The organism is Aporhodopirellula rubra (assembly GCF_014192335.1).
GTDB classification, from domain to species: domain Bacteria; phylum Planctomycetota; class Planctomycetia; order Pirellulales; family Pirellulaceae; genus Rhodopirellula; species Rhodopirellula rubra.
Map to the genome: position 1 here is coordinate 158,465 of NZ_JACHXU010000009.1, position 21,684 is coordinate 180,148.

The window sequence follows — 21,684 nt, forward strand, 5'->3', positions numbered from 1 at the left end:
CGTTTTTGAGCGAGGCGAGGATTTCGTCGGTGGTTTACACCAACTCTTTCTTTGCACCGACGAGAGTTCGCAAACGTTCGGCGAGCAAGTGCGCGTCGAATGGTTTCTTGAACGTTTCGTTGATACTGCTTCGATCGAAGCTCATCGGTTGGCCGTCATCGGGCAGCAACGCGATCAGGACGATATCAGTGAAATCGATATTCTTCCGGAGGTTCTGGCAAATCTGAACTGCTTCGATCTTGCCGATCGAGAAGTCCACGATAATGCAATCCGGGTTAAAGCTCTCAGCTTGAATACCGGCTTCGAAACCGCTGGCCGCAACTGCGACTTTGAACGATTTCTCAGGTGGCAATTCTCGCTTCAAGTTTTCGATCAACACCTGATCCTGGGCGACGATCAGGCATTTCGCCATCGCTTCGTCTTCCAGGTCGCCCAGCGGCATGCCGTGCTCTTTCAGGAATTTGATCAGATATTCTCGCGGAATCCGTCGATCTTGCGATCCAGGAATCCGGTAGCCTTTTAAACGCCCCGAATCAAACCATTTGCTAACGGTTCTCGGAGCAACTTTACAGATCTTTGCGACCTGACCAGTTGTGAAGACCTTCATTCTAGGTTCTCCAAACGCCTCGTTGAATCATCCCTTGAGAAAATGGTGCGTCGGTAACCATTTCCTCGATGGCCCTTGGTCGTTCGTCGAATCGCCTCGTGTTGAATCGGTAATATTGCGGTGGGTCGCAACGGATTCGACGAAACAATTTTCAAAACGCTGGGTCTGGGCCAGCCGGCTCGCATCCTGCTGAACGCGTTGCCGAAGTGGGATCCTCGCGGTTGATAAAAGTAATTATTAGTTGGATCATCCACGCGGGTACGTGAATGTTCGGGGGAAAAAAATAGATGCCGCTTATCGCGTCATGACAAAACGATCGTTCCTATTTGAGAGTCGGCTTCACTGTCACTCGCATCGAACGTGGGTTCGAAATGAATGTCGGCAATCCGTCTTCTCTCAATGGAACGGTCTTGTCAGATCGCTCATCGACCGCGGTCGCACTCTCCCCTTCGGCACTTTGATCCCTGAACCGAAGTCCCGTTGAATCAGTGGCAATGGTGATGAGCCCGAACACGTTTCCCAGAATTCCCCCCTGGGTGTCCGTCGACCTTCGCCCCTCGCTTCGATAGTTTAGTAAGCCTGCAAGTTGATGACTCTCGACCGAAGCCGCGAGGCACCTCCGCCAGGCCAGAAACCGAAGCAAAAGGGAAAGTGTCCTTCCAAGGCTTAGTGTCGAGAAAAACCGGGGTAACTCTTTAATGTGATTCAGCACGAATAACCAGTATCAGCCAATCGAGCCGCCAATCACCGTTAATCACGAGTCAAGAGCAATCGATCTCAGCCAAAAAAAAATTCCCGGTACCGTTAGGACGGTCTCAAACCGGGATGGGTTCCCCCCCTCGAGATCCCCCAACCGTCTTAATTCATATTTTTTTCACGAAAAGGTTGGATTGCATGAGCCAATCTGATTCCGTGGGCTCGACCCATTTCGATGATGCCGGCCAAGCCCACATGGTCGACATCACCGCCAAACCTGTCACCGCTCGCGTCGCGGTTGCGTCGTCGATGATTCGCATGAATCCCGAGGCAGCCGAATTGGTGCGAACAGGAACCGGCCGGAAAGGAGATGTCCTTTCCGTCGCCCGGCTCGCCGCGATCGGGGCGACGAAGTGGACTTCGACTCTGATCCCGCTCTGTCACGCCATCCCTATCGAGGGGGTATCGGTGGATTTCCAATGGGGCCCCCTGGACGAATCGCCGGCCATTGACCCTGCCGATGGGGCCTCGGAAACGCTACGATGCGTCGCGACGGTTCGGACGACGTACAAAACCGGCGTGGAAATGGAAGCGATGACGGCGGCCTCTGTGGCCACGCTGACGGTCTATGACATGCTCAAAAGCGTCGACCGCACGATGGTGATCGTCGAGACCAAGCTGGAATCGAAAGCAGGCGGCAGATCCGGCGTTTTTTCCCGACAATGAGCGACATCGAGTTGCCCAACCGTGCGGGAAATCGGTTCTAAGAACGGCCGGTCGATGGTATCCCCGATACCGGTCGTGGCATTCCCATCGGCGGATCGTCACGGATGAATGACACCTCGCTCATCATCCACCACCCACGAGAGCATTCTCAAAAACCCGAGAGCCTTCTCAAAAGCAGTCGGCGTCAGTTTTTCACCTTCATCGCTTTCTTTCCACGGCCAAACGTTTAATGGACCCATCGACTACTGCTTCCGCGTGTTCGCCTGAGGCTGCCATGGCGGATTCCTCTTCGTCGTCCGCGGGGATCGCTCGCAACGGTGAAAAAGCGGCACCTTCGTCGATCCCATCGCCCAACCGGGCCGCCGAGGCGATGGCCCGCGTCTATGGCCCTATCGCAAAACACCTGGTCGACGTCGACGCCCGATTGCATCTCGAATTGCAATCCCAATACGAAGCCCTCGTTCCCGTCCTCCGCCACGGAACTCAGTTGGGTGGAAAACGATTGCGTCCCGCGTTGCTATTGCTGTCCGCGTTGGCGACGTCGCGTGAGCTCGCAAAGTCCGCCGATCCGACTGCGGATGAATCAGACGCGATCGGCGAAGACCACATTGTGATGGCAACGGTCGTCGAAATGGTTCACACCGCGACCCTAGTTCACGACGACGTCCTCGACAAAGCGGACACACGCCGCCACGTGCCGACGATTAACGCTCGTTGGAACGATGACACCAGCATCCTGTTGGGCGACTACTTGTTCGCACAAAGCTTCTATCTCGCCGCGACGTTGTCTTCGACACTCGCCTGCCGCTGGGTCGGCCGAGCCGCCCAACGAGTCTGCGAGGGAGAACTGCGTCAAATTCTCGGTCGCGATTGGCTCGACATCGATGAAGAGACCTACCTCGAAATCATTCGAGGCAAAACTGCCGAACTGACCAGCGTCTCTTGCCGATTGGGAGCCCAATTGAGCGATGGCGATGAATCACTGGTGAACGCCCTGGGTGTCTACGGCAACGATCTCGGGATCGCGTTTCAGATCGCGGACGATTTTCTGGATTTGTGGGGCGACGGCGATCAAGTCGGCAAAACTCTCGGCACCGATCTGGCACAAGGCAAGATCACGCTGCCTCTGATTCGTTTGCTTCGACATGAGAACACCTTGATCGCCTCCCAAGCCGTCGACGCTCTCCGCGCCGCGCCGCAAGAACGCATGCGGTTGATTGCTCCGTTATTGAGAAAGAGCGACGCCGGCGAATACACTCGCGACGTCGCCGACCGGTATCGCCGCAGCGCGATCGCCGCAATCGAGTCACTCGCCCCCTCCCCAGCACTCGAGTCGTTGATCCGCATCGCCGACTTCTCAGTCGATCGCAGGTTCTAACGTCGCCTCTCTTAATACGATCTCGATTTCGAATCCTCCACTCACCTGCATTCCCAGCGAATTCCAATGCTCCGCTTCGGTGCCGTTTCCTATCTCAACACCAAACCACTGGTCGAGACTCTCGAACAGCGGTTAACGGATTGGGGCACATTGCGATTGGATCTGCCCTCACGATTGGCGGCGGATCTCGCGAGCGGTGATTTGGACGTCGCGCTGATTCCGAGCGTGGAGTACTTTCGCAACCAATCCAACTACGCGATCGTGTCCGACGCCGCGATCGCGTGCCGCGGACCGGTCTGGAGCGTTCGGCTGCTCAGCCGCGTGCCGATGCCTGAAATTCGTACTCTCGCACTCGATGAAGGCAGCCGGACCAGCGCCGCGATGGCTCAAGTCCTGTTGTCGGAAATGCATGGAATTCGGCCCCAAACGGTGCCGTTCCCGATCGGATCCGACGCTGCCGAGCTCGACGCGGACGCGGTGCTGATGATCGGCGACCGGGCAATGCATCCGCCTCGTGGAACCTACAAAGAGATCTGGGACCTCGGCGATCGTTGGTGCCGCTGGACTGAACTCCCGTTCGTGTTCGCGATGTGGGTCGCGCGGCGTGAAGTGGTCGAGAATTCAGATCAACTCAAACGCATCGATCTTGCCTTGAACGCCAGCCGTGACGATGGTGCTCAGTGTTTTGAATCGATCGCCATCCGCGAAGCTGCCGATCAGGGCCTGACAAACGAAGACCTGCATCGATATTTTGCCGAAAACCTTCACTTTCATTTAGGCCCCGGCGAACGGGCCGGCTTGAGTCTTTTTCGCAAAAAAGCGGAAGCGATCGGCTTGGTCCCACCCTTGCCGACGGCTTCAAATCCGAACGCCTGACACCTTTGTCTTCCCTCCGTGCCAGAACATCCTGACGCATCATGAACGCTCCTGTTGCCAGTACCACATCTTCCGTCCGCTCGATTCTCGACCGTGTTGTCGACGGCCAGCGATTGAGTGACGCCGACGCCATCACGTTGCTGCAATCGCATGACCTCGCTGCAATCGGTGCCGCCGCCGAAACGGTCTCGCGGCAAAAACACCCCGAGCCATACCGAACCTACAACATCGACCGGAACATCAACTACACCAACGTATGTACGGCGGTGTGTGACTTCTGCGCGTTCTACCGCGGCCCTAAGAGCGACGAGGGATACGTCTTACCGCGTGAAGTGTTGCTACAGAAAATCCAAGAGACCGTTGATCTCGGCGGCAACCAAATTTTGCTGCAGGGCGGTTTGCATCCGAAGTACAAACTCGATTGGTACGAGGAGATGCTCACGGATATCAAAACAAAGTTCCCACAAATCAACATACACGGGTTCTCCCCTCCGGAACTGCATCACTTCACCAAAGTCAATCGTCTTTCAATTAACGAAGTCCTCACTCGATTGAAAGCGGCCGGGCTGGGCAGCATCCCTGGTGGCGGTGCGGAGATTCTGAATGACCGCGTGCGTGGAGAAATCACCCGCGGCAAAGTCATGACGGATGACTGGCTCGGCGTCATGCGTGCGTGGCATGAACTCGGTGGCGTCAGCTCGGCAACGATGATGTTCGGTCACGTCGAAACCGTCGCCGAACGAGTCGAACACCTTCGACGCCTCCGAGAGGTGCAAGACGACACGGGTGGGTTCACCGCGTTCATTTGCTGGACGTTCCAACCCGAAAACACCGAGATGAGTGACGTTCCGAAAACGGGATCGTTCGAATACCTGAAAATGCTCGCCGTCTCACGTCTGTATCTCGACAACATTCCCAATCTGCAGAGTAGTTGGGTCACCCAGGGTCTGAAGATCGGCCAAATGGCGTTGATGTTCGGTGCAAACGACATGGGCAGCCTGATGATCGAGGAGAACGTGGTCGCCGAAGCGGGCACGGTTCACTACCTGTCGCTGCAACAAATCCGCGAAGCAATCGAGGAGCACGGTTTTGAAGCCCGGCAACGCGACGTGTTCTACAACCTCGTCGACGAAGAACTGGAACAAAAAGCGATCACGGCCAACGCGAACGCCAGCGCCCGCGAATTGGTCCAAATGAGCGTCTGAGCACCGCCGCCACGAAATCAGAACGCTGCTATCCTAAACCCCGTCCTCACACGTAATCGAGTCTCGCCGAGGCTCGGTTTCCAAAATGAGTCGACGGGTAACGCAGATTCCGCGGGACACAAACACAGCGTGGCGAGCCGCACGCGACGAAGCGATTTCCAACTAACCGTCGTGCTGGCCTTCGAACTTCCGGTTCCACCCGCCGTTAACGTTGATGGTTTGTCCGGTGACGAACCCAGCGTTGGGACATGCTAAGTACGCGACCGCTTCTGCGATATCTTCGGGACGCCCCCATCGTTGCATCAACGACTGATTCTGAGCACGTGCATTCCAATACGGGCTCGTTGTTTCGCCCCATGCGGTTTGGATCCAACCGGGGGCCACGGTATTGACGCGAACGCGTGGTGCCAAAGTTTGCGCGAGGCTATTAGCAAACGCCATCACCGCCGCTTTCACGGGACCGAACATCATTCCCGCATCACCCTCCATCCCCTCGGGTGCTTGATCCCATCCGATGAAGATCATCGACGACGCGACTTCACGCGACATTACCTGTTCTGCCATTGCGGGCCCGATGATGCGTGACATTGCAATCGTGCCGCAGACGTCCACATCGAGCAGCATTCGCAGCTTCTGATCAAACGACCACGATGCGGCCTCGCCGGTCAAAACATCGACGCCCGCGTTGTTCACCCACGTCGAAATCACCCCGAGGCGTTCGATCGCGTCATCCGCGAATCGGTGCACGTCGTCCGGTTTGCTCAAATCCGCAGCCATAACGTCGCATTCAACGCCGAGACGTTTAATCTCATCGGCGGTTTCGAGGGCACCGTTACGATTGCGGCGATAGTGTACCAACACCTGCGCCGAATCCTCGAGGCTTCGTCGGGCAACGTCCTCGGCCAATCGGATCGCGATCGCGCGACCAATTCCGCTGCTGCCACCCGTTACCACAATGCCTGTCATCGAATCTGCCGTTGCTGGTGAGGATGCCAACGTCGATGCGTTGGCTCTCGTCTAACCGATCACGTCGGCAGACTTATCGTACGGCTTAGCCTACCCCGTTCACATAGCGTATTGCAATCGAGGGTCATCGAGACCGAGGCGTTTCATTTTCTTGTACAACGTCGTGCGATTGATTTCCAATTCATCTGCCGTGGCGGCACGGTTCCAGGCGTGACGTCGCAGGGAATTAAGAATAATTTCCCGTTCGGGAGCTTCGAGTGCTTCTCGCAAACTTCGCCCCACGGTACCGCTGGCGACCGGAGGCATCGATTGCCCCGGCGCGGCTGCGCGGTTGGAGGTTGAAAATCCGATCTCACGGTTGTCCTGTTTCGTCACCCCTAGAACTTCAGGTGGCAGGTCTTGGAGACCGAGTACTCGGTCGCTGCCCAACAGCACAGCCCGTTCGACCACATTCTCGAGTTGCCGAACGTTGCCCGGCCAATGATACGCCTGCAATGCCGCCATCGCCTCATGATCGAACGCTTCGACATCCCGCGACGCGGCTTCGGCGGCCTCGCGAATGAAGTGATCCGCCAACAACGGAATATCCCCGGGTCGCTCACGAAGCGACGGCAAAACGATATTAACGACGTTAATTCGGTAATACAAATCTTGCCGGAAACTTCCGTCGGCGACGCCACTTTCGAGATCCTGATTCGTCGCCAAAATCACACGAGTGTCCACTTTGCGAGTCTCGGTTCCACCGAGCGGTTCGAATTCAAACTCTTGAAGCACGCGAAGCAATTTGACTTGCATCGCGGGCGTCGCAGTCCCGATCTCATCAAGGAACAGGGTTCCCCCGTCGGCCAATTCAAATTTCCCGACGCGGTCGGTGTTGGCGCCGGTGTAGGCTCCCGCCACATGCCCGAACAATTCACTTTCTAACAACGTGTCCGGCAACGCACCACACGCGACTTCGACGAACGGGCCGCCGCGACGTGAACTGCGATGATGAATCGCTCGAGCGATCATGCTTTTCCCGGTACCGTTCTCTCCCGTGATCAAAATTGACGCGCGGGCGTCGGCCACGCTATCGATCACATCGAAGATTTTCATCATCCGGTAATCATGGCTGAGGATGCTCTCCAACCCACTGCGACGATCGAGTTGCTTGCGAAGAGCTTCGTTTTCCTGCTCGACTTTGTGATGATTGATCGCTCGGTCGATTGCCAGCATCAACTCATCGTCGATGACTGGCTTCGTCAGCAAATCAAATGCTCCCGCACGAACGGCTTCGACTGCCGTATCCGGCGTTGCATAACCGGTCATGACCAGCACCGCAGTCTCGGGATGATGCTTTGCCGCATATCGAATCAGATCGAAACCGTCTTCGCCGCCGAGACGCAAATCAGTGATAATCAGGTCGAACGGACGCCCGCTCAGATGAGCTCGAGCTTGCTGAAGATCGCTCGCGACTTCGGCATCGTATCCGACTTCGACGAGCCATTGCCCGAGCGATGTGGCAAGATGAAAATCGTCATCGACGAGTAACAGACGTGCGGTGTTGTTCATGTGGTGTTTCCGAGGCGTCGGTGGCGTTTCGACTACACTCATATTTAGGTCGGAAAACACGCTCGGTCAAAAATGTCATCACATGTTTCAAAAAATCAACGTCAACTGAAGCGACCGCGAATACGTGACGGCATCAATTCGATCAAACGCTCGCGAGAGGCAGGTTTTTTCCATTGCGACCAACCGATCGCACAGGCCAGAAGAATCGCAACCCAAGGCGATGCCAGTAACGTGAACGGCAATAGCGACAACATCACGGTCTTGGATCCGATCGGATAACCAAAGAACACCATCGCACTCCACACACAGACCATCACTACTCCGTGAGCGAGCAAGGTGGCCACGACGGCCCCCATCAATCCGAAACGTGGCAGCAAAATCGCATTGAGCACGAGGTTCGCAATCAACCCGACGAACATCGCCAAAGCAACCGCACGGCCTTTCTCGGCGGTCAGCAAGTAGCATTGCCCGACCATGACGAGGGCAGACCAAGTACAAAAACAAAGCGCGAGCGGCATCAAGTTCAACCCGTCGCTATACCGTCCTTGCAACAACACATCGAACATCCACGGTCCGATCAGGATTGCGAAGGCCCCGCCGACGGTAAAAACCAACGACACTGCGAGCAACGCGTCTCCGATTCTCGCACGTACGGAGTCGAGTTTCTTTGCCTCCCAATCGGCGGACAAATAAGGCATCAATACGCCCGCGATCATCGTCCCGACACTCAATAACATCATCGGAACGATGCGTCCTGAGTGGTACTGTCCCACGGCGGCCTGGCCCATGGTCTCGCGAATCGAATCCGCGGATCCCGATGCCAACGCATCGGGTGGCAGTGGCAAAAAGTGCAAAATCATATAACGATCGGACAACTCAAAGAGGTTTCCGATCAGATTGGTCATCCACAACGCTGCCGCATACGGTGCCAAGCGGCGAACCATCCGCCCGAGACTTATTTTGTCGTCGGTTTCGTTCGCAATTCCAGCGATTTCTGGAGTCTCCGACACACCGGTCGCAGCTTTCCAATTTTTTGCCAACGACCAGACTCCCGGCAACGTCGCGAGCAAGCAAGCAACCGCGAAGACCAAGATCAATCCGGTAAACCCGCCGCCGTTGACCAACCATGCCAAACTCAGCACGGTAAATCCGACGCCGTGCACAAACTGCATCATCGAGACGACTCGCACCTGGCGCAAGGACGCGTTCAGATCCGATGCAAAGTTATAGACAATCATGCCCACAACCGCGGCGGCCATCGCGTAAACCAATGACGCGGATTGACTCTGTAGAAAGATCACCCAACCGAACCACTCCGGAAGGAGAGCCATCGCGGCAACAAACACTCCGGTGCAGACGAGGGTTCCGATCGCAATCCGGCGAACGAAAGGTTGCAACTGCCCCTTCAACCGGAAATGTTCTGTGAATTTTGGAAGCACTCCCGGAATGCCAAATAACATGACCGGAGTAATCAGGGTGATGAATCCAAACGCCATCGACCAACGTCCAACGTCGGTGTCGTCCATCAGGCGACAAAACGCCATCCCGCGAACAAATCCGATCCCGCGTCCAACCACGGTCATGGCGAGCATCACCAACATGCCGACGGCAAGCGAATCAACGCGAAATTCGCGTGAGGTGCGATTCGCTCCAATCATAGGAACGATCTGTTGAGGTTCAGCGGCGGAGGACATACAGGCGTGAATGATGAAGAAATACAGCCGCAGGCGAAAGATACATGCGATCATCTAATTTTGGGACGTGATCGCAGTCATGTCGGTTAATCGCACTGATGTGACACAGACTCATCGGGGTCCGAGCCTACAGATTTGGGTTGTAACGATCATGCGGTTGATGAGGCTCTCGCCATTCACACTCGCAAAGCAGCGTCCCCAAAAAACACTCGGCATCGGTCGGTGTTTCGCACCTGGCGAGTCGGTGAGACGAGACCTCTGGGAGTCCAAAGGTCCGACTAAACGGTCCGAGTCAGTTGGCCAGGCGTGCCTGCCTAAGTGCAATTCCTTATGCAATGACGCGGTGAAGACTGCTATACTCGGCTATTATCTTTCCTGCCGCCGCTCCCGGCATCTCGCTGAGAGCGTCTTTCTCGTGCCTTTTAGGTCGCTTGATGACAACCACTGCTGAAACCGCGCCGGATGATGTCGTTAATAAAAGCCCGTCTGCGCTCGACATTGACATGCGGACGAGTCGATTCGAAAAGGTATCGAGCTTCTATTTGACGCTCATTCTGTTTTTGGGCGTTATCGTTTCGGCATTGTTTCTTTTGTGGACACTCAATCGCTGGGCGTCACAAGAAGAGATCAAACACTCTCGTCCCACTCGCACCGCATGGGTTCAAGGGACCGAAAATGGATTGACCAACGGCTTTGACGAACCCTCGCGCGATGAATATCCAGCGTTACAGGAACCGACTCTTGACGCGACTTTGGTAGCCGTAACCGACGCCGCTACCCAAACGGCGGCCTCGTTCGAAGGCGCAATGGGGCTAGGCGATTCACAAAACCTTGGCAGGGGTGCCCGGCGTGGAGGCCCCGATCCTGGTAGCGAAAACGGCGTCGATGTGATCCCCCGGTTCAACCGCTGGCAATTGAATTTCTCCGCCGCAGATTTGAGCACCTATGCCGCTCAACTCGACTTCTTCGGCATCGAACTCGGTGTCGTCGGTGGCGGCATCCAAGGAGTCGATATTGTCAACGAGCTGTCGACACAACCGAAGAGCAGGCGAGTCGTTGATACAAGTGACGAGAAACGCCTGTACTTCATGTGGAAGACCCCGAGCCCATTGATGAAGCACGAATCGGTTTTACTGGAAGCCGCAGGGGTGAAACTAACCGATCGACACATGATCCGTTTCATTCCGGCACGGCTCGAACAACAGCTCGCTGACGCGGAACTCGAGTTCGCTGTCATGGCGGGGCATGAATCCGAGACAGAAATCGCCAGGACTGTGTTTCAATGCGTTGCCACCGAAGACGGTTACGAATTTCGAATCGCCGACCAACGCTATCGCTGATCAACATCGAGGGTAATCCAACGCCTCTGCAAAGCCCGTCTGTTGTGCCGTTTTGCGCGGTCATGCGGGCGAGCAAGAATTCCAGCAAGTCACCTCACGTCCCATTCCGATACTTCATCGCAGGCGTCTTTTCAGATAGCGGGAGTTCGGAGCGATGTGGCGAAGTCTATTTTTAGCAATCGGAATCATGGTCATCGTTGTCGGTGTTGAAACGATGTTCATCGACTCAGCGAGCGTGTATGCAGCAGCGGAGTCCACCGCGGTCAATTTTGTTGACCCCAGTGCCACCCCTGCGCCCACGACAAAAACGTGGCAACCCGGTGAAAAGTTCCCGTGGGCAATGCTCGCGATCGGAACCATCATCGTCCTCTACGCGATCACGCTCCCCAAACGCTGGCACCGAACCGCCGAAGGTTGAGCCCGGACGCCTTTTCGCATGTTCGAACGCACACGATCGTGAACCGATCGACTTGGCATAGTTGAATAGTGAAGGTCTCCCCAAACCCTGTCACGTCTCGGCTTCCTATCTGCCCGGAAGCCTGAATCGCCGTGACGTTCGCTCCCAAAATTCTGGCCCCTGATGAGACGGCACGTTAGGCTATAACGGCACATCCGTTTCATTCCAACGCAGCCGGCGCGGCAGAGGCAGGGCCGCCAACATGAGCCCGCAAACTCGCGACGAACCCTCAACTCACCGGTCGTTGCTCGATCGTGCCCGAGACGGCAACGATGAAGGGTGGCGAATGTTGGTCCAGGTTTACGGACCGATCGTCTACAGGTGGATCCGTCGATGTGGAGTCCAGTCCGCTGACGCCGCTGATGTGATGCAGGAAACATTCCTTTCGGCTTCCAAATCGCTCGCACGATTCGACATGGAACGTACCGGGGCGACGTTTCGAGGTTGGCTTTGGACGATCGCGAAACACAAACTTCGCGACCGCCAGCGGGCCGAGGCCCGAGAGCCCGCTCAGGGAAACCAATCGATCGAGGAGATTGCGACCGAGCAATTACATTTCAACGACGCCGATCCTCCCAGTGAAATTGCCGAAGATATCCAGTCGGTGCGAATTCGCATGCTCGAGGTGCTGCGGACGTCGATTCAGCCGCGCACGTGGCAAATGTTTTGGCGAACGGCCATCGACGGCTGTGACCCTGGTGACGTGGCCGACGAAATGAATGTCAGTCGGTGGACGGTCTACAAAGCGAGGGCTCGGGTACTCCAGAGATTGCGAGAGGAAATGCGTGGATTTGAGTGATCTCGGGCTGTCCAATCTCACCGTTGTGTCATCGGACAACCCGCTTTTTCCCACAGGAACATGTCACCGATGATCGCGACTACCTCTCAATGCCTGAGCACGACCGAACTGAAAAAGCTGCTCGAGGGCCAACTCGATGCCGATGCGTTTGAATCCGCGAGTGAACATGTCGATCGCTGCAGCCGCTGCCAAGCCTCGATCGAGGAAATCAGCGAATCGCCCCAGTCGCTCAATTTTTCAAAGGATCCTGATCCCCTCGAGAACGAGTCCGCCTGCCAGTTCGCGATCCATCGATTACTCGTCGCGAAACCAACCGTCAACACGACCGCGTCACAGGGAGACGAATCGTTGCCACTGCAACAACTCGGCCCCTACCGCATTCTCGGTAATCTCGGTCGGGGCGGAATGGGAACCGTTTGTCTCGCCGAGCATGTTCGGCTCAAACGTCGCTGTGCTATCAAGCTATTACCGCCCGCTCGTGTTGCTCAGCCCGGTTGGCTAGAACGCTTTGAACGTGAGATGGCGGCAGTCGCCTCGCTCGAACATCCGGGAATCGTTCGCGCTAACGACGCGGGAACGGAGGCGGGATGGCACTATCTCGTCATGGAATATTTAGACGGACTCGATCTCGCCCGGGTCATGCGTGCAGTCGGCAAGCTGGCGGTTCCTGATGCCTGCGAGGTGATCCGGCAAACCTCGCTGGCGCTCGCCCACGTCCACGGTTCGGGTCTCATCCATCGCGACATCAAACCATCCAATCTGATGCTGACGCGCAGTGGCACGGTGAAGTTACTGGATCTCGGCTTGGTCTTGGCCGGTGACGACCCGCTATCGTGTGATGACCGATTGACGACGGTGGGGCACCTGATGGGAACGCTGCCCGCAATGTCGCCGGAACAGTTAATGGACAGTCGGCGGGTCGACGCCTCTGCAGATGTTTATTCACTCGGAGCCACACTTTACCGGCTGATCAGCGGTCGCTGGCCGTTCTCCAGTGATGGCGGAATTGCAACGCGGGTGCTCGCGATCACGAGTGAGTCACCACCGCCACTCGCGACTGTACATCCCGATGTGGATCAACAACTGAGTGCCTTGGTCGATGCGATGATGAGTCGCCATTCCAAACACCGCCCCAGTGCAGACCGTGTGGCTGACAAAATCCAAGCGTGGACTAGCGAAGCAAACTTGAAGGCACTGATTCGCCGCGCAGAATCAACCCAACCGGCGGATGACGATGACGCACCAGCACCACGTTCGATCGCAGTGATGTCTGCGAACGACAACACCCCACCACGCAGTCGCGGCGGCAAGTCGCTCGCGGGTGGCTTTCGAGCGTTCGGCTTGCTAGCCGCAGTAATGCTGCTCGCGACGGTTGTGATTCAAATCCGTGCCGATCACGGCAATGTTGTCGTGACGACAGACGGAAAGGAAACCCAAGTCGAAGTCATACCCGACGATGCAACCGAACCGGACGCCGTCGGCACCAAACCAGCAGTTGCGGAAACCAAACCCGAACGATTGTATCTCGGCAAGAACTTCCAGCACTGGATGGATGTCTTCCAGCGTGAACAACAAATCGAAGCGATTGGACAAGCGATGCGAGCGGTCGAGTTGCTTTCTCGAGGTGAACCGCAACGTGCCGAGGCAGCCAAGGTGACCTTGCAATTGGGAAATGAGTACGGCACCCGGTATGTTGACGAAACTCCCGACAATCGATTGGAAGGTTCCGGCGGATCCTCATCCAACCCGGAACGGTTCATGGGTTACCTGACGGAAGTCTTTCCGTTCTACCTCCCCGAACCTGGACTCATTGAAATTGACCGTCAATTAGCAAGCGGGAATGACAAAGCGAAAATCGCCGCGATCATGGTGTTGGAGAAATACATGGATGGTGTTTACAACGGAACGTACTACGACGAACGGAAAAAATCAGCGAGCCAATACATCGCAAACTTGGCAAAAACAGACACTGGTGCACGGCAACTTCGCAACCTCTTGGATCATCTCGGCTCCTCATTCGAGTCACTAGATAAGCATGTCCGCAAGCGAGCCAGTCGTACCGGGTCGATTTTATCGTCTGGTGAATACGACGCGATCGCGTCGCGAAAAGCAGCGTGGGACACCGCTATTGATTTGATTACCGCCAGCAAGAGCAACATCGATCCTCCGGCATGGATCGCGAAACATGTTGTGGACGCAGTGCGAACCGCAGTCGCGGAGTACGAAGCGAGACCGGTTGACCCAGTAACAGGCGAGGACATGGTCTCACCAACTCAAAACACCTTCGGAATGATGGGCGGCATGGGAGGATACCCCGCACCGCCGGATTGGGCGATCGACCCGAATATCTTGATGGCAGCATTGGAAATGCGCCGCGAAGGACGCCTCCCTTTCCCCAACGAGTTCGTCGTCGCCCTAATCACCCATCCCGGATTCCGTTGGCATTTCGGATTGGATGAGCAGATCGCGACGCTGGACGGATTGGTCAAAGACGAACCCAACGCACTCAACCTCGTGCTCACGGCCGTCGACAAGCACCTTCAAAAACTGGATTCAATGCTTGAGGGCAGCGAGCACCACTCGATCGGATACAGCTATCCAATGCTTGCGTTTACCGGACGTCTATACGCCGCACATGTTGCGGATATCGAAACCGCAATCCAACGGTTCGAAAAACTACAATCCGCGTTGAAGGCGAACGGGTTCAGCGGCTCTAACGATCTGCTCCAACCCATCATTGAGATATTGAAGCAGCGATTCAACGAAGCTCAAAAAAGCAGCGACAATTAATCGCTCGAGCGATTTAGAAATTGATACGCGATAGAGGGTCGGCTTCTGCAAATCGAGACATTCCGGTGAGTACCGGATGCACGTCTCCTGTTGAATACCGCCACAGCCGGAAGCAAAGAACGTGCAGACGCGCGTAGTGTTTCCCGCCGATCAATCCATCCCGAGATCCTCGATGAACCGTGCGGTGAGAACGATCTCGGAAGCGTCGACTCCGAGTGCGTCAACCAAAACCGGGCGTAATTCCGCCAACACATCCTCGGCGGTGTTGAGATTCAAGTGTTTGGTCGCAAATTCGGTTTGAGTTGCGTAGCGTGCCAGGGCACCAAACGTTGATAATCCGTCCGGCGGTACTTGCCGAAACCCGACCGTTGCCGAATGCAGAAACCACGATCCCATGGCCGCCAGTGGCAAGATATCCGTGTTTACGGTGAATGCCGACCACATGGCGAAAAGGAACAGCAACAACACTGCGACGACCAGCAGTTTCCTCAGCCACGGTGGACGACGCAGCGCACGTGGCGATGCGTCTTGAAGGTCTCCGAGCCAGCTCCAAAGCTGTCTTCGCTGGGATGGATTCAAGACGTCCACAACACGAGTGCGGGTTCGAATGCGCAAACCATCGTCAGCGGCAATTTCTCGGACACGTCGACGAAGATTAAAAAAAGACGCCAGAGAAGGGCAAACTGCAGAACGCGTTGCATCGATCCGTTTCTGGATCACGGCCACCAGATCGCCGACCGTACGGACGCGTTCGGACTCGGTGCTGCGAATCGTGATGCCGAAGTGATCCTCGACATCCATCAAAATCTCAACCGCATCGAGTCCCATGGCTGCTCCATTGAACGCAGGTCACGTGGCCTGCGTCTTGCTGATTTGATCGATCACGTCTCGAGTGAACGCGTTGACTTCGGAGGGATGCGTCAACGAGATCACGTGGCCGCCGCCTTTGACGACCGTGTCGGGTTGAGTGTACCGAATCGGCAGCGTCCAATCACGATCGCCGTGGATGTGAAAACCGGGCAATCGAACTCCGGCTGATGACGCCAATCGAGAATCCGAGCGAGTGACCATTTGAAGACGGCCGGATCGGAACCACGAAATTGCTGAACGAGCCCCCACGAAAACGGAGCGATACGGCGGAACAACGTTATCGCCAGCGGCGCCGCGAGCCACTGCAACATACGGATCGGCAACCAGCCGACGAGCGTCTTCAACGGCCGAGCCATTCGCCCGTACAGCGGCAGTTCGTCGGGCGATGCGATACTGCCGATCAAGAGCACCGCGCGAGCATCCAAGTGCTGGGCAACGTGCAATGCCATCATGCCGCCGAACGAAGCGCCCCCAACGACACACGGACCATGAACACGCAAGTCCTCGGCGATGCGTCCGGCGTATGCATCGAGGGTCTCATTTGAAACCGGCGTCGGCCACGGCGGAACGATGAGTTGCGGGAACGCGATCTTTTGCGGTACGAAGATATTCGCGTCCGCGGCGAGGCCGGGAAAGAGGATCAGCGGAAGCGTTTTATCGTTGGTCATCGGTGCGACGCACTCGATGTCGTAAACGCCTCAACGCAGAAGAAAGCTTCGCCGTCGAAGAACATGTGGAAGCAATTCAGCGTGAAAAAGAAATGCGAGTAAAACGGGGTCTCCCCCGTTTTACTCGCAAATCAGCGTTTCGCCTAACGGCTAGCGAAATGCGTTTCGACGTCGACAAACGGGTTCGATCGGATCTTGCCCGGCTCGAATGTTTTCGCGGTTGCCAAAGTGTCTGCTTCGTTCCAGTTGTTTTCGACAACTGGGCCTGCTTTCACGGGAGCATCAAAGCTCGCCGAGCGGCAGATGAACGGGTTGCTGACCGGACCTTGGTAAGTGCGTGAACGCAGCCCCGACGGTCCGGCTTGGCCTTGATAACTGGCCGGTGCGGAGACTTGCGGAGGCGCCGCAAACGGGCTGATTCCGTATGGACGGAAGTGGCGAGTCCCGTAGTAAACCGGTGGGTTCAACGCGAAATAGGGCGGTGTGCCGACCCGCGAACGATACTGAACACCGTAGGGCTGGTAGAATCCGTAGGCTTGGAACCCATAGGCGCCAAAACCTTGTGCATGCACGCTACGGTTGTCCATCAATCCGGCGAAACAAACCGCGGCGACAAGGGCGAGCATTCGCAACATAGTGAAAAATCTGCTTTCCCCCGCTGGCGGCGAGGTAATTTCCGTTCGGCCTCGGGCCCCGGCGGGGTTTCCGCGGGTCGTGGTGAAACCGGAGGAAGGGGTGGGTTTCGGTTCAAAAACGAGTCTGTGATCGCATGGTTCAACGACGCACCCCCGTGCAGACTCCACGTTAGTCTCGCCTTAAAAACCTTGCAACGAAAACAATTGGTAACTTGAGTAGTTCTTTTCACGAATCGAGACGGAAATTGCCCGCACACGACGAAAACGTGATCTCACAGGACAGCGTTCCGATGAAGATCGCGTGTGTGATCCACTCGCTCGACGGAGGCGGTGCCGAACGCGTAATGGCGGGGCTAGCCTCCCGTTTGGCGATGCGTCACCACGACGTCGATCTGATCACGCTGGACAATGGTCAACGTCAGCGACATCCGCTTAGCGATTTGGTGAAATGGCATCCCCTCGATGTACTCTCGACGACCGACCACCGCGTCTCTCTGCCGACGCGTCTGAAGCGTCTTCGCGCGGCAATCATCGTGGGAGGCTACGACGTTGTCTTGTCTTTCTGTGACTCGACCAATTTGCTGGTGATGTTGTCGACCCGGTGCATGCGGCGTCCCGTGCCGATCGTGCTAAGTGAACGCAGCGATCCGGCTCAACAATCACTCGGGGCCGCTCGCGAATGGCTCCGTGATCGCATGTACCCAAAAGCCGATGCGGTGATCGGGCTGAGCGACGAGGTGGCGACAACATTGCAATCGCGAATGCACGTTCAGCCGATCGTGATCCCCTCGGCGGTCGAAGCGCCGCCCCATCATTACTCTGACATGCGGTTGGCATCGCATCGTCGTCCGGTGACTCCACCGATCGGCAACCGCTCGTCGGTTCGGTTGATCGCGATCGGACGTCTCGAACCGGAGAAAGGTGTCGACCGATTGCTCTCGGCGTTGGCGACTCTCAACGAGTCTGGTAATTCGACGGATTGGCGTTTGAAAATTCTTGGCGACGGCAGCGAAATGGAGCGTCTACGATCATTCGCGGAGGAACATGGGATTGAATCTCGAATCGAATTTTGCGGCTGGGTGGACTCGGTGTGGCCCCATTTGGCGGAGTCAGACGTGTTCGTTCTGCCGAGCCTTTACGAGGGGTTCCCTTCCGCGATGTTGGAAGCGATGGCGGGCGGTCTCGCGGTGTTGGCCGTCGACGCCGGTGGCGGGGTACGGTCGGTAATTCGACACGGAGAAAATGCCTGGTTGGTCGACAACGAAGCGGGCCCGCTTCTCGATGGCCTGCGAACCTTGCTTTCGGACGCGGCACTGCGTGGGCGATTGGCAAATTCGGCTCCCGAGGTCTGCGACCAATTCGGCTGGGACGCGATGGTGGATGCGTACGAGCGGGTGCTCCGCGGCGCAGCACGTTCCTCGTCAGGAGGCACACCGGTGCCAACCGATGGCGATGTCGAGGCCCATCCCCCTGCGCCAGATTGTGTGACACAATAGGGGCTCACGCGTTTGCGCCGATGCCCTCGAAGGAGTGAACCCCATGAGCGATCCAGAAACGAACATCGCCTCCCAAACCGGCAATGAACAATCCGGTATGGCGCCTGAGCAGAGCCCCGTGGGTGACCTGCAGCAACCCTCGGGGATCGTTCACGACAAGAACGAAGTGCCGGTCATCGTTCACAGTCGCGCCAGCGGGCCGATCGCGGAGATGACGTTTTTGCAGCGGGCATTGCTGTTCGCCGAACTCGCCATGGTTTCTTACAACGATGAGCGTGAAGCGACCGCTGCGGCAGAATTCGTGGGATTTCCGGACGTAACGTTTTTCGACCACGACGGATCCCAGGCTTACCGTTTTCGAAACGACCATGATTGTGTGATCGCGTGTCGAGGCACCGAACCGAACGAATGGAACGACATTCGGGCGGATGCCAACGCGGCGGCGGTCTTGGCGGAAACGGCGGGCAAGGTGCACCGTGGTTTCAAAACCGAAGTCGACGATTTATGGCCGATGCTCGAAACCGCACTCATCGGCAACGAACAGCCGACGTGGTTTTGCGGGCACTCCCTCGGTGGTGCGATGGCGACGATTTGTGCAGGCCGCTGCTTTTTGTCACACATTAAAACGACCCCCAGCGCGTTGTTCACCTACGGCAGTCCTCGAGTAGGTGACAAACGGTACATCAATTTCGTTAAACTCGATCACTTTCGATTTGTAAACAACAACGACATCGTCACTCGCGTCCCGCCGGCCTGGATGGGATACCGTCATTGCGGTACCGAGGTATACATTGACCGCAACGGAAATCTCGGTCATCTCGGGATGTTGATGAAACGCCGGGACCGTTGGCGTGGCTTCCTGAAAGGGTTGCGTCGATTTCGCGTCGACCATTTTTCCGACCATCCACTGCACCAATACATCGGGCCGATTCTCAGCGCGGCGCGCCAAGAGCAGGCTGAACTGGGGCGTGGCAAAGAAGCCATCAATGCCTCAGACTTGACCCGCTGAACCTGAACGCTCCCTCCTCACGGATTCCGAATGAGTTCCTCTGAATCGTCCCAACCGCAATCGCAGGCATCCGCCGATGACTCGGTCGTCACCATCGAAGGTGTCGAACTGAAGCTAGCGCATCCCTATGAGTCGCCCGGCGACTGGATCGGTCAAAGCGAAATCCTCAAACAACTGCTCGCGTGCTGGATCACGGTCGACGACACGGACCTGCCGTTGACGCCGCGTTTGTTGGGTTCTCCCGGTGTGGGCAAAACGCAGCTCGCGATTGCAGCGGCAAAGCAACAAAAATTGCCGCTCTACATCTACCAGTGCACCGCCGACACGCGTCCCGAGGACCTGTTGATCACGCCCGTGCTCAGCCGAGGCGGCGAAATCTCTTATCACGCCTCGCCATTGGTCAGCGCGATGATTCGCGGCGGTGTCTGCGTGCTCGACGAAGGCAACCGGATGAACGAAAAGTCCTGGGCCTCGCTCGCTCCGCTGCTGGACAATCGTCGCTATGTGGAATCCATCGTTGCGGGCATCACGATTCCGGCATCGCGTCAATTCCGCGCCGCGGTGACAATGAACCAAGACGAATCGACGTTCGAGATTCCCGACTACATTCTCAGCCGCCTGCAACCGACACTGCAGGTCGGATTCCCGAACAAACAGGACGAAATGGCGATTCTGCAGTACCATCTGCCGTTCGCCGAGCCCGAAATGCTGGCGTTGACGGTCGATTTCCTGCAGCATTCACATGAATTGAAACTCGATTTCTCGCCTCGTGATGGCATCAATCTTTTGCGTTTCGCGATCAAACGGATGGCACAGGATCCCGATCATCCGGTCGCTCATGACGACGCCTGGCAAGAAGCCCTCGAAAAATGCTTGGGCGAAGAAGCAGTTGATCTCGAATTGTTAGCCGAACGTCGTAGCCGAACGCTCGGCGGCGATGCCGTGCCGCTCGGCCTCGCCGATCTGTTCTTCGACCCCGATGATCCGTTGCATCCCGATCGGGATGATGACGACGACGATGACCTCGACGGCATCTAAACCAGATTGACGCCACACGCTCGCGGCGATTGGACGATTTGTTGCTCCAGGCAACCTGAAACCTGATCGCCAACAACGGGAAACGCAGCACCTACCGAATCGCCTCTCCTACGGCTATCTTTCGGGTGCCTCGCCAGTCGTCGATTTCGTGAAAGTGGTCCCCTCAAAAACGCCCCTTCGCACGAGACCGAACGTGTCTCCACACGTTTCGCTAGCGTTTGGCACTCCCTTTCATCGGGGGCCCCATCAATCGAAATGGCGTTCCACTGCGTGACGCTTCGCGTTGATTCGCCCCTCCTTCCGCCCATTCATCACTCGTATTTCCCACGAAATTCATGTCAGACCGCGAGCTACCATTACGTTTGGCCGTTGGAGGGGACCACGCCGGTTTCCCGCTCAAAGAACTGGTCACCAAACATTTCTCGGAATTGGTCATCGAACTGATTGATTGCGGAACGCACGACGCGTCCCCGAGCGACTACCCGGATTTTGCCGTGGAAGTGGCCGAAAAAATCAACAGCGGCCAAGCCGACCGTGGGCTGCTGATTTGCGGCAGTGGTGTCGGTGTCAGCGTTGCGGCAAACAAAATTACTGGCATCCGAGCGGCAATTTGTCACGACACGTACTCGGCACATCAGGGTGTCGAACACGACGACATGAATGTGCTCTGCATCGGAGGTCGGATCATCGGTAGCGAATTGGCGTTCGAGATCATCAAATCGTTCTTGTCCGCCCGCTACACCCCCGAAGAACGACACGCCCGACGACTTCAAAAAATCGTGGCCCTCGAAGAAGATTGATCTCCCCGCGAGATCGCCGGACTACTCGATCCCGACCTACTGCCGTATAAAGACGTACGTTTCGTTCGTTTCCTTGAACCTGA

General features: G+C 56.6%; 19 protein-coding genes. 12 read left to right on the forward strand and 7 right to left on the reverse strand.

The annotated features are described in order from the left end of the window. Positions 1-34: 34 nt before the first annotated feature. Positions 35-607 carry a helix-turn-helix domain-containing protein gene (locus FHS27_RS13985; RefSeq protein ID WP_007329551.1) on the reverse strand — a complete coding sequence of 191 codons (573 nt, stop codon included), beginning with the start codon at positions 605-607 and terminating at the stop codon, positions 35-37. An 894-nt stretch (positions 608-1,501) separates the two neighbouring features. On the opposite strand from FHS27_RS13985, the gene moaC reads away from it, so the two are divergent. The 4 genes from moaC (at position 1,502) to mqnC (ending at position 5,488) form a co-directional block, all read left to right on the forward strand. Continuing rightward, positions 1,502-2,029, forward strand: coding sequence for a cyclic pyranopterin monophosphate synthase MoaC (gene moaC, locus FHS27_RS13990; protein WP_009096349.1), 528 nt, complete (start codon positions 1,502-1,504; stop codon positions 2,027-2,029). Positions 2,030-2,303: 274 nt separating this feature from the next. Further along, positions 2,304-3,407 carry a polyprenyl synthetase family protein gene (locus tag FHS27_RS13995; RefSeq protein WP_390853500.1) on the forward strand — a complete coding sequence of 368 codons (1,104 nt, stop codon included), beginning with the start codon at positions 2,304-2,306 and terminating at the stop codon, positions 3,405-3,407. 66 nt (positions 3,408-3,473) lie between these two features. Beyond that, a complete protein-coding gene (locus tag FHS27_RS14000) occupies positions 3,474-4,283 on the forward strand; it encodes a menaquinone biosynthetic enzyme MqnA/MqnD family protein (RefSeq protein ID WP_184305533.1) in 810 nt (269 codons plus the stop codon). A gap of 41 nt (positions 4,284-4,324) precedes the next feature. After that, the gene (gene mqnC, locus FHS27_RS14005; protein ID WP_184305534.1) at positions 4,325-5,488 is read left to right on the forward strand and encodes a cyclic dehypoxanthinyl futalosine synthase; all 1,164 of its coding nucleotides are present in this window, start codon (positions 4,325-4,327) and stop codon (positions 5,486-5,488) included. 162 nt (positions 5,489-5,650) lie between these two features. On the opposite strand, the gene FHS27_RS14010 is transcribed toward mqnC, so the two are convergent. The 3 genes from FHS27_RS14010 to FHS27_RS14020 all read right to left on the reverse strand — a co-directional run bounded on the left by FHS27_RS14010 (position 5,651) and on the right by FHS27_RS14020 (position 9,753). Beyond that, positions 5,651-6,454 carry an SDR family NAD(P)-dependent oxidoreductase gene (locus FHS27_RS14010; RefSeq protein WP_184305535.1) on the reverse strand — a complete coding sequence of 268 codons (804 nt, stop codon included), beginning with the start codon at positions 6,452-6,454 and terminating at the stop codon, positions 5,651-5,653. A 99-nt stretch (positions 6,455-6,553) separates the two neighbouring features. Beyond that, the gene (locus FHS27_RS14015; RefSeq protein WP_184305536.1) at positions 6,554-8,005 is read right to left on the reverse strand and encodes a sigma-54-dependent transcriptional regulator; all 1,452 of its coding nucleotides are present in this window, start codon (positions 8,003-8,005) and stop codon (positions 6,554-6,556) included. A gap of 101 nt (positions 8,006-8,106) precedes the next feature. After that, entirely contained in the window at positions 8,107-9,753 is a 1,647-nt protein-coding gene (locus tag FHS27_RS14020; protein WP_184305537.1) for a lipopolysaccharide biosynthesis protein, read from the reverse strand. 380 nt (positions 9,754-10,133) lie between these two features. Here FHS27_RS14020 and FHS27_RS14025 point away from each other — a divergent pair, with 380 nt between their 5' ends. From FHS27_RS14025 to FHS27_RS14040, 4 genes are all read left to right on the forward strand, one after another. Next, positions 10,134-11,039, forward strand: coding sequence for a hypothetical protein (locus FHS27_RS14025; protein ID WP_184305538.1), 906 nt, complete (start codon positions 10,134-10,136; stop codon positions 11,037-11,039). A gap of 154 nt (positions 11,040-11,193) precedes the next feature. Then, the gene (locus FHS27_RS14030; RefSeq protein WP_009096327.1) at positions 11,194-11,457 is read left to right on the forward strand and encodes a hypothetical protein; all 264 of its coding nucleotides are present in this window, start codon (positions 11,194-11,196) and stop codon (positions 11,455-11,457) included. Positions 11,458-11,698: 241 nt separating this feature from the next. Then, the gene (locus FHS27_RS14035; protein WP_009096325.1) at positions 11,699-12,295 is read left to right on the forward strand and encodes an RNA polymerase sigma factor; all 597 of its coding nucleotides are present in this window, start codon (positions 11,699-11,701) and stop codon (positions 12,293-12,295) included. 69 nt (positions 12,296-12,364) lie between these two features. After that, positions 12,365-15,085, forward strand: coding sequence for a serine/threonine protein kinase (locus FHS27_RS14040; protein WP_184305539.1), 2,721 nt, complete (start codon positions 12,365-12,367; stop codon positions 15,083-15,085). 150 nt (positions 15,086-15,235) lie between these two features. Here FHS27_RS14040 and FHS27_RS14045 read toward each other — a convergent pair whose 3' ends face one another. From FHS27_RS14045 to FHS27_RS14055, 3 genes are all read right to left on the reverse strand, one after another. Next, complete coding sequence (locus tag FHS27_RS14045) at positions 15,236-15,913, reverse strand: acyl carrier protein (protein WP_184305540.1); 678 nt, start codon at positions 15,911-15,913, stop codon at positions 15,236-15,238. A 101-nt stretch (positions 15,914-16,014) separates the two neighbouring features. After that, positions 16,015-16,623 (reverse strand): alpha/beta fold hydrolase, encoded by a 609-nt coding sequence (locus FHS27_RS14050; protein ID WP_315854565.1) that lies wholly within the window; start codon positions 16,621-16,623, stop codon positions 16,015-16,017. Between the two features lie 143 nt (positions 16,624-16,766). Beyond that, positions 16,767-17,258 (reverse strand): hypothetical protein, encoded by a 492-nt coding sequence (locus FHS27_RS14055; protein ID WP_184305541.1) that lies wholly within the window; start codon positions 17,256-17,258, stop codon positions 16,767-16,769. A gap of 212 nt (positions 17,259-17,470) precedes the next feature. Between FHS27_RS14055 and FHS27_RS14060 the strand changes: the two genes are divergently transcribed. From FHS27_RS14060 to rpiB, 4 genes are all read left to right on the forward strand, one after another. After that, complete coding sequence (locus FHS27_RS14060) at positions 17,471-18,754, forward strand: glycosyltransferase (protein ID WP_246419760.1); 1,284 nt, start codon at positions 17,471-17,473, stop codon at positions 18,752-18,754. Positions 18,755-18,851: 97 nt separating this feature from the next. Further along, a complete protein-coding gene (locus FHS27_RS14065; protein WP_315854571.1) occupies positions 18,852-19,763 on the forward strand; it encodes a lipase family protein in 912 nt (303 codons plus the stop codon). Positions 19,764-19,793: 30 nt separating this feature from the next. After that, on the forward strand, positions 19,794-20,801 hold the full coding sequence (locus FHS27_RS14070; protein ID WP_009096310.1) for an AAA family ATPase: 1,008 nt from the start codon (positions 19,794-19,796) through the stop codon (positions 20,799-20,801). A 335-nt stretch (positions 20,802-21,136) separates the two neighbouring features. After that, positions 21,137-21,601: a ribose 5-phosphate isomerase B gene (gene rpiB, locus FHS27_RS14075; protein WP_184305543.1), complete on the forward strand. Its 465-nt coding sequence runs from the start codon at positions 21,137-21,139 to the stop codon at positions 21,599-21,601. Positions 21,602-21,684: the final 83 nt, after the last annotated feature.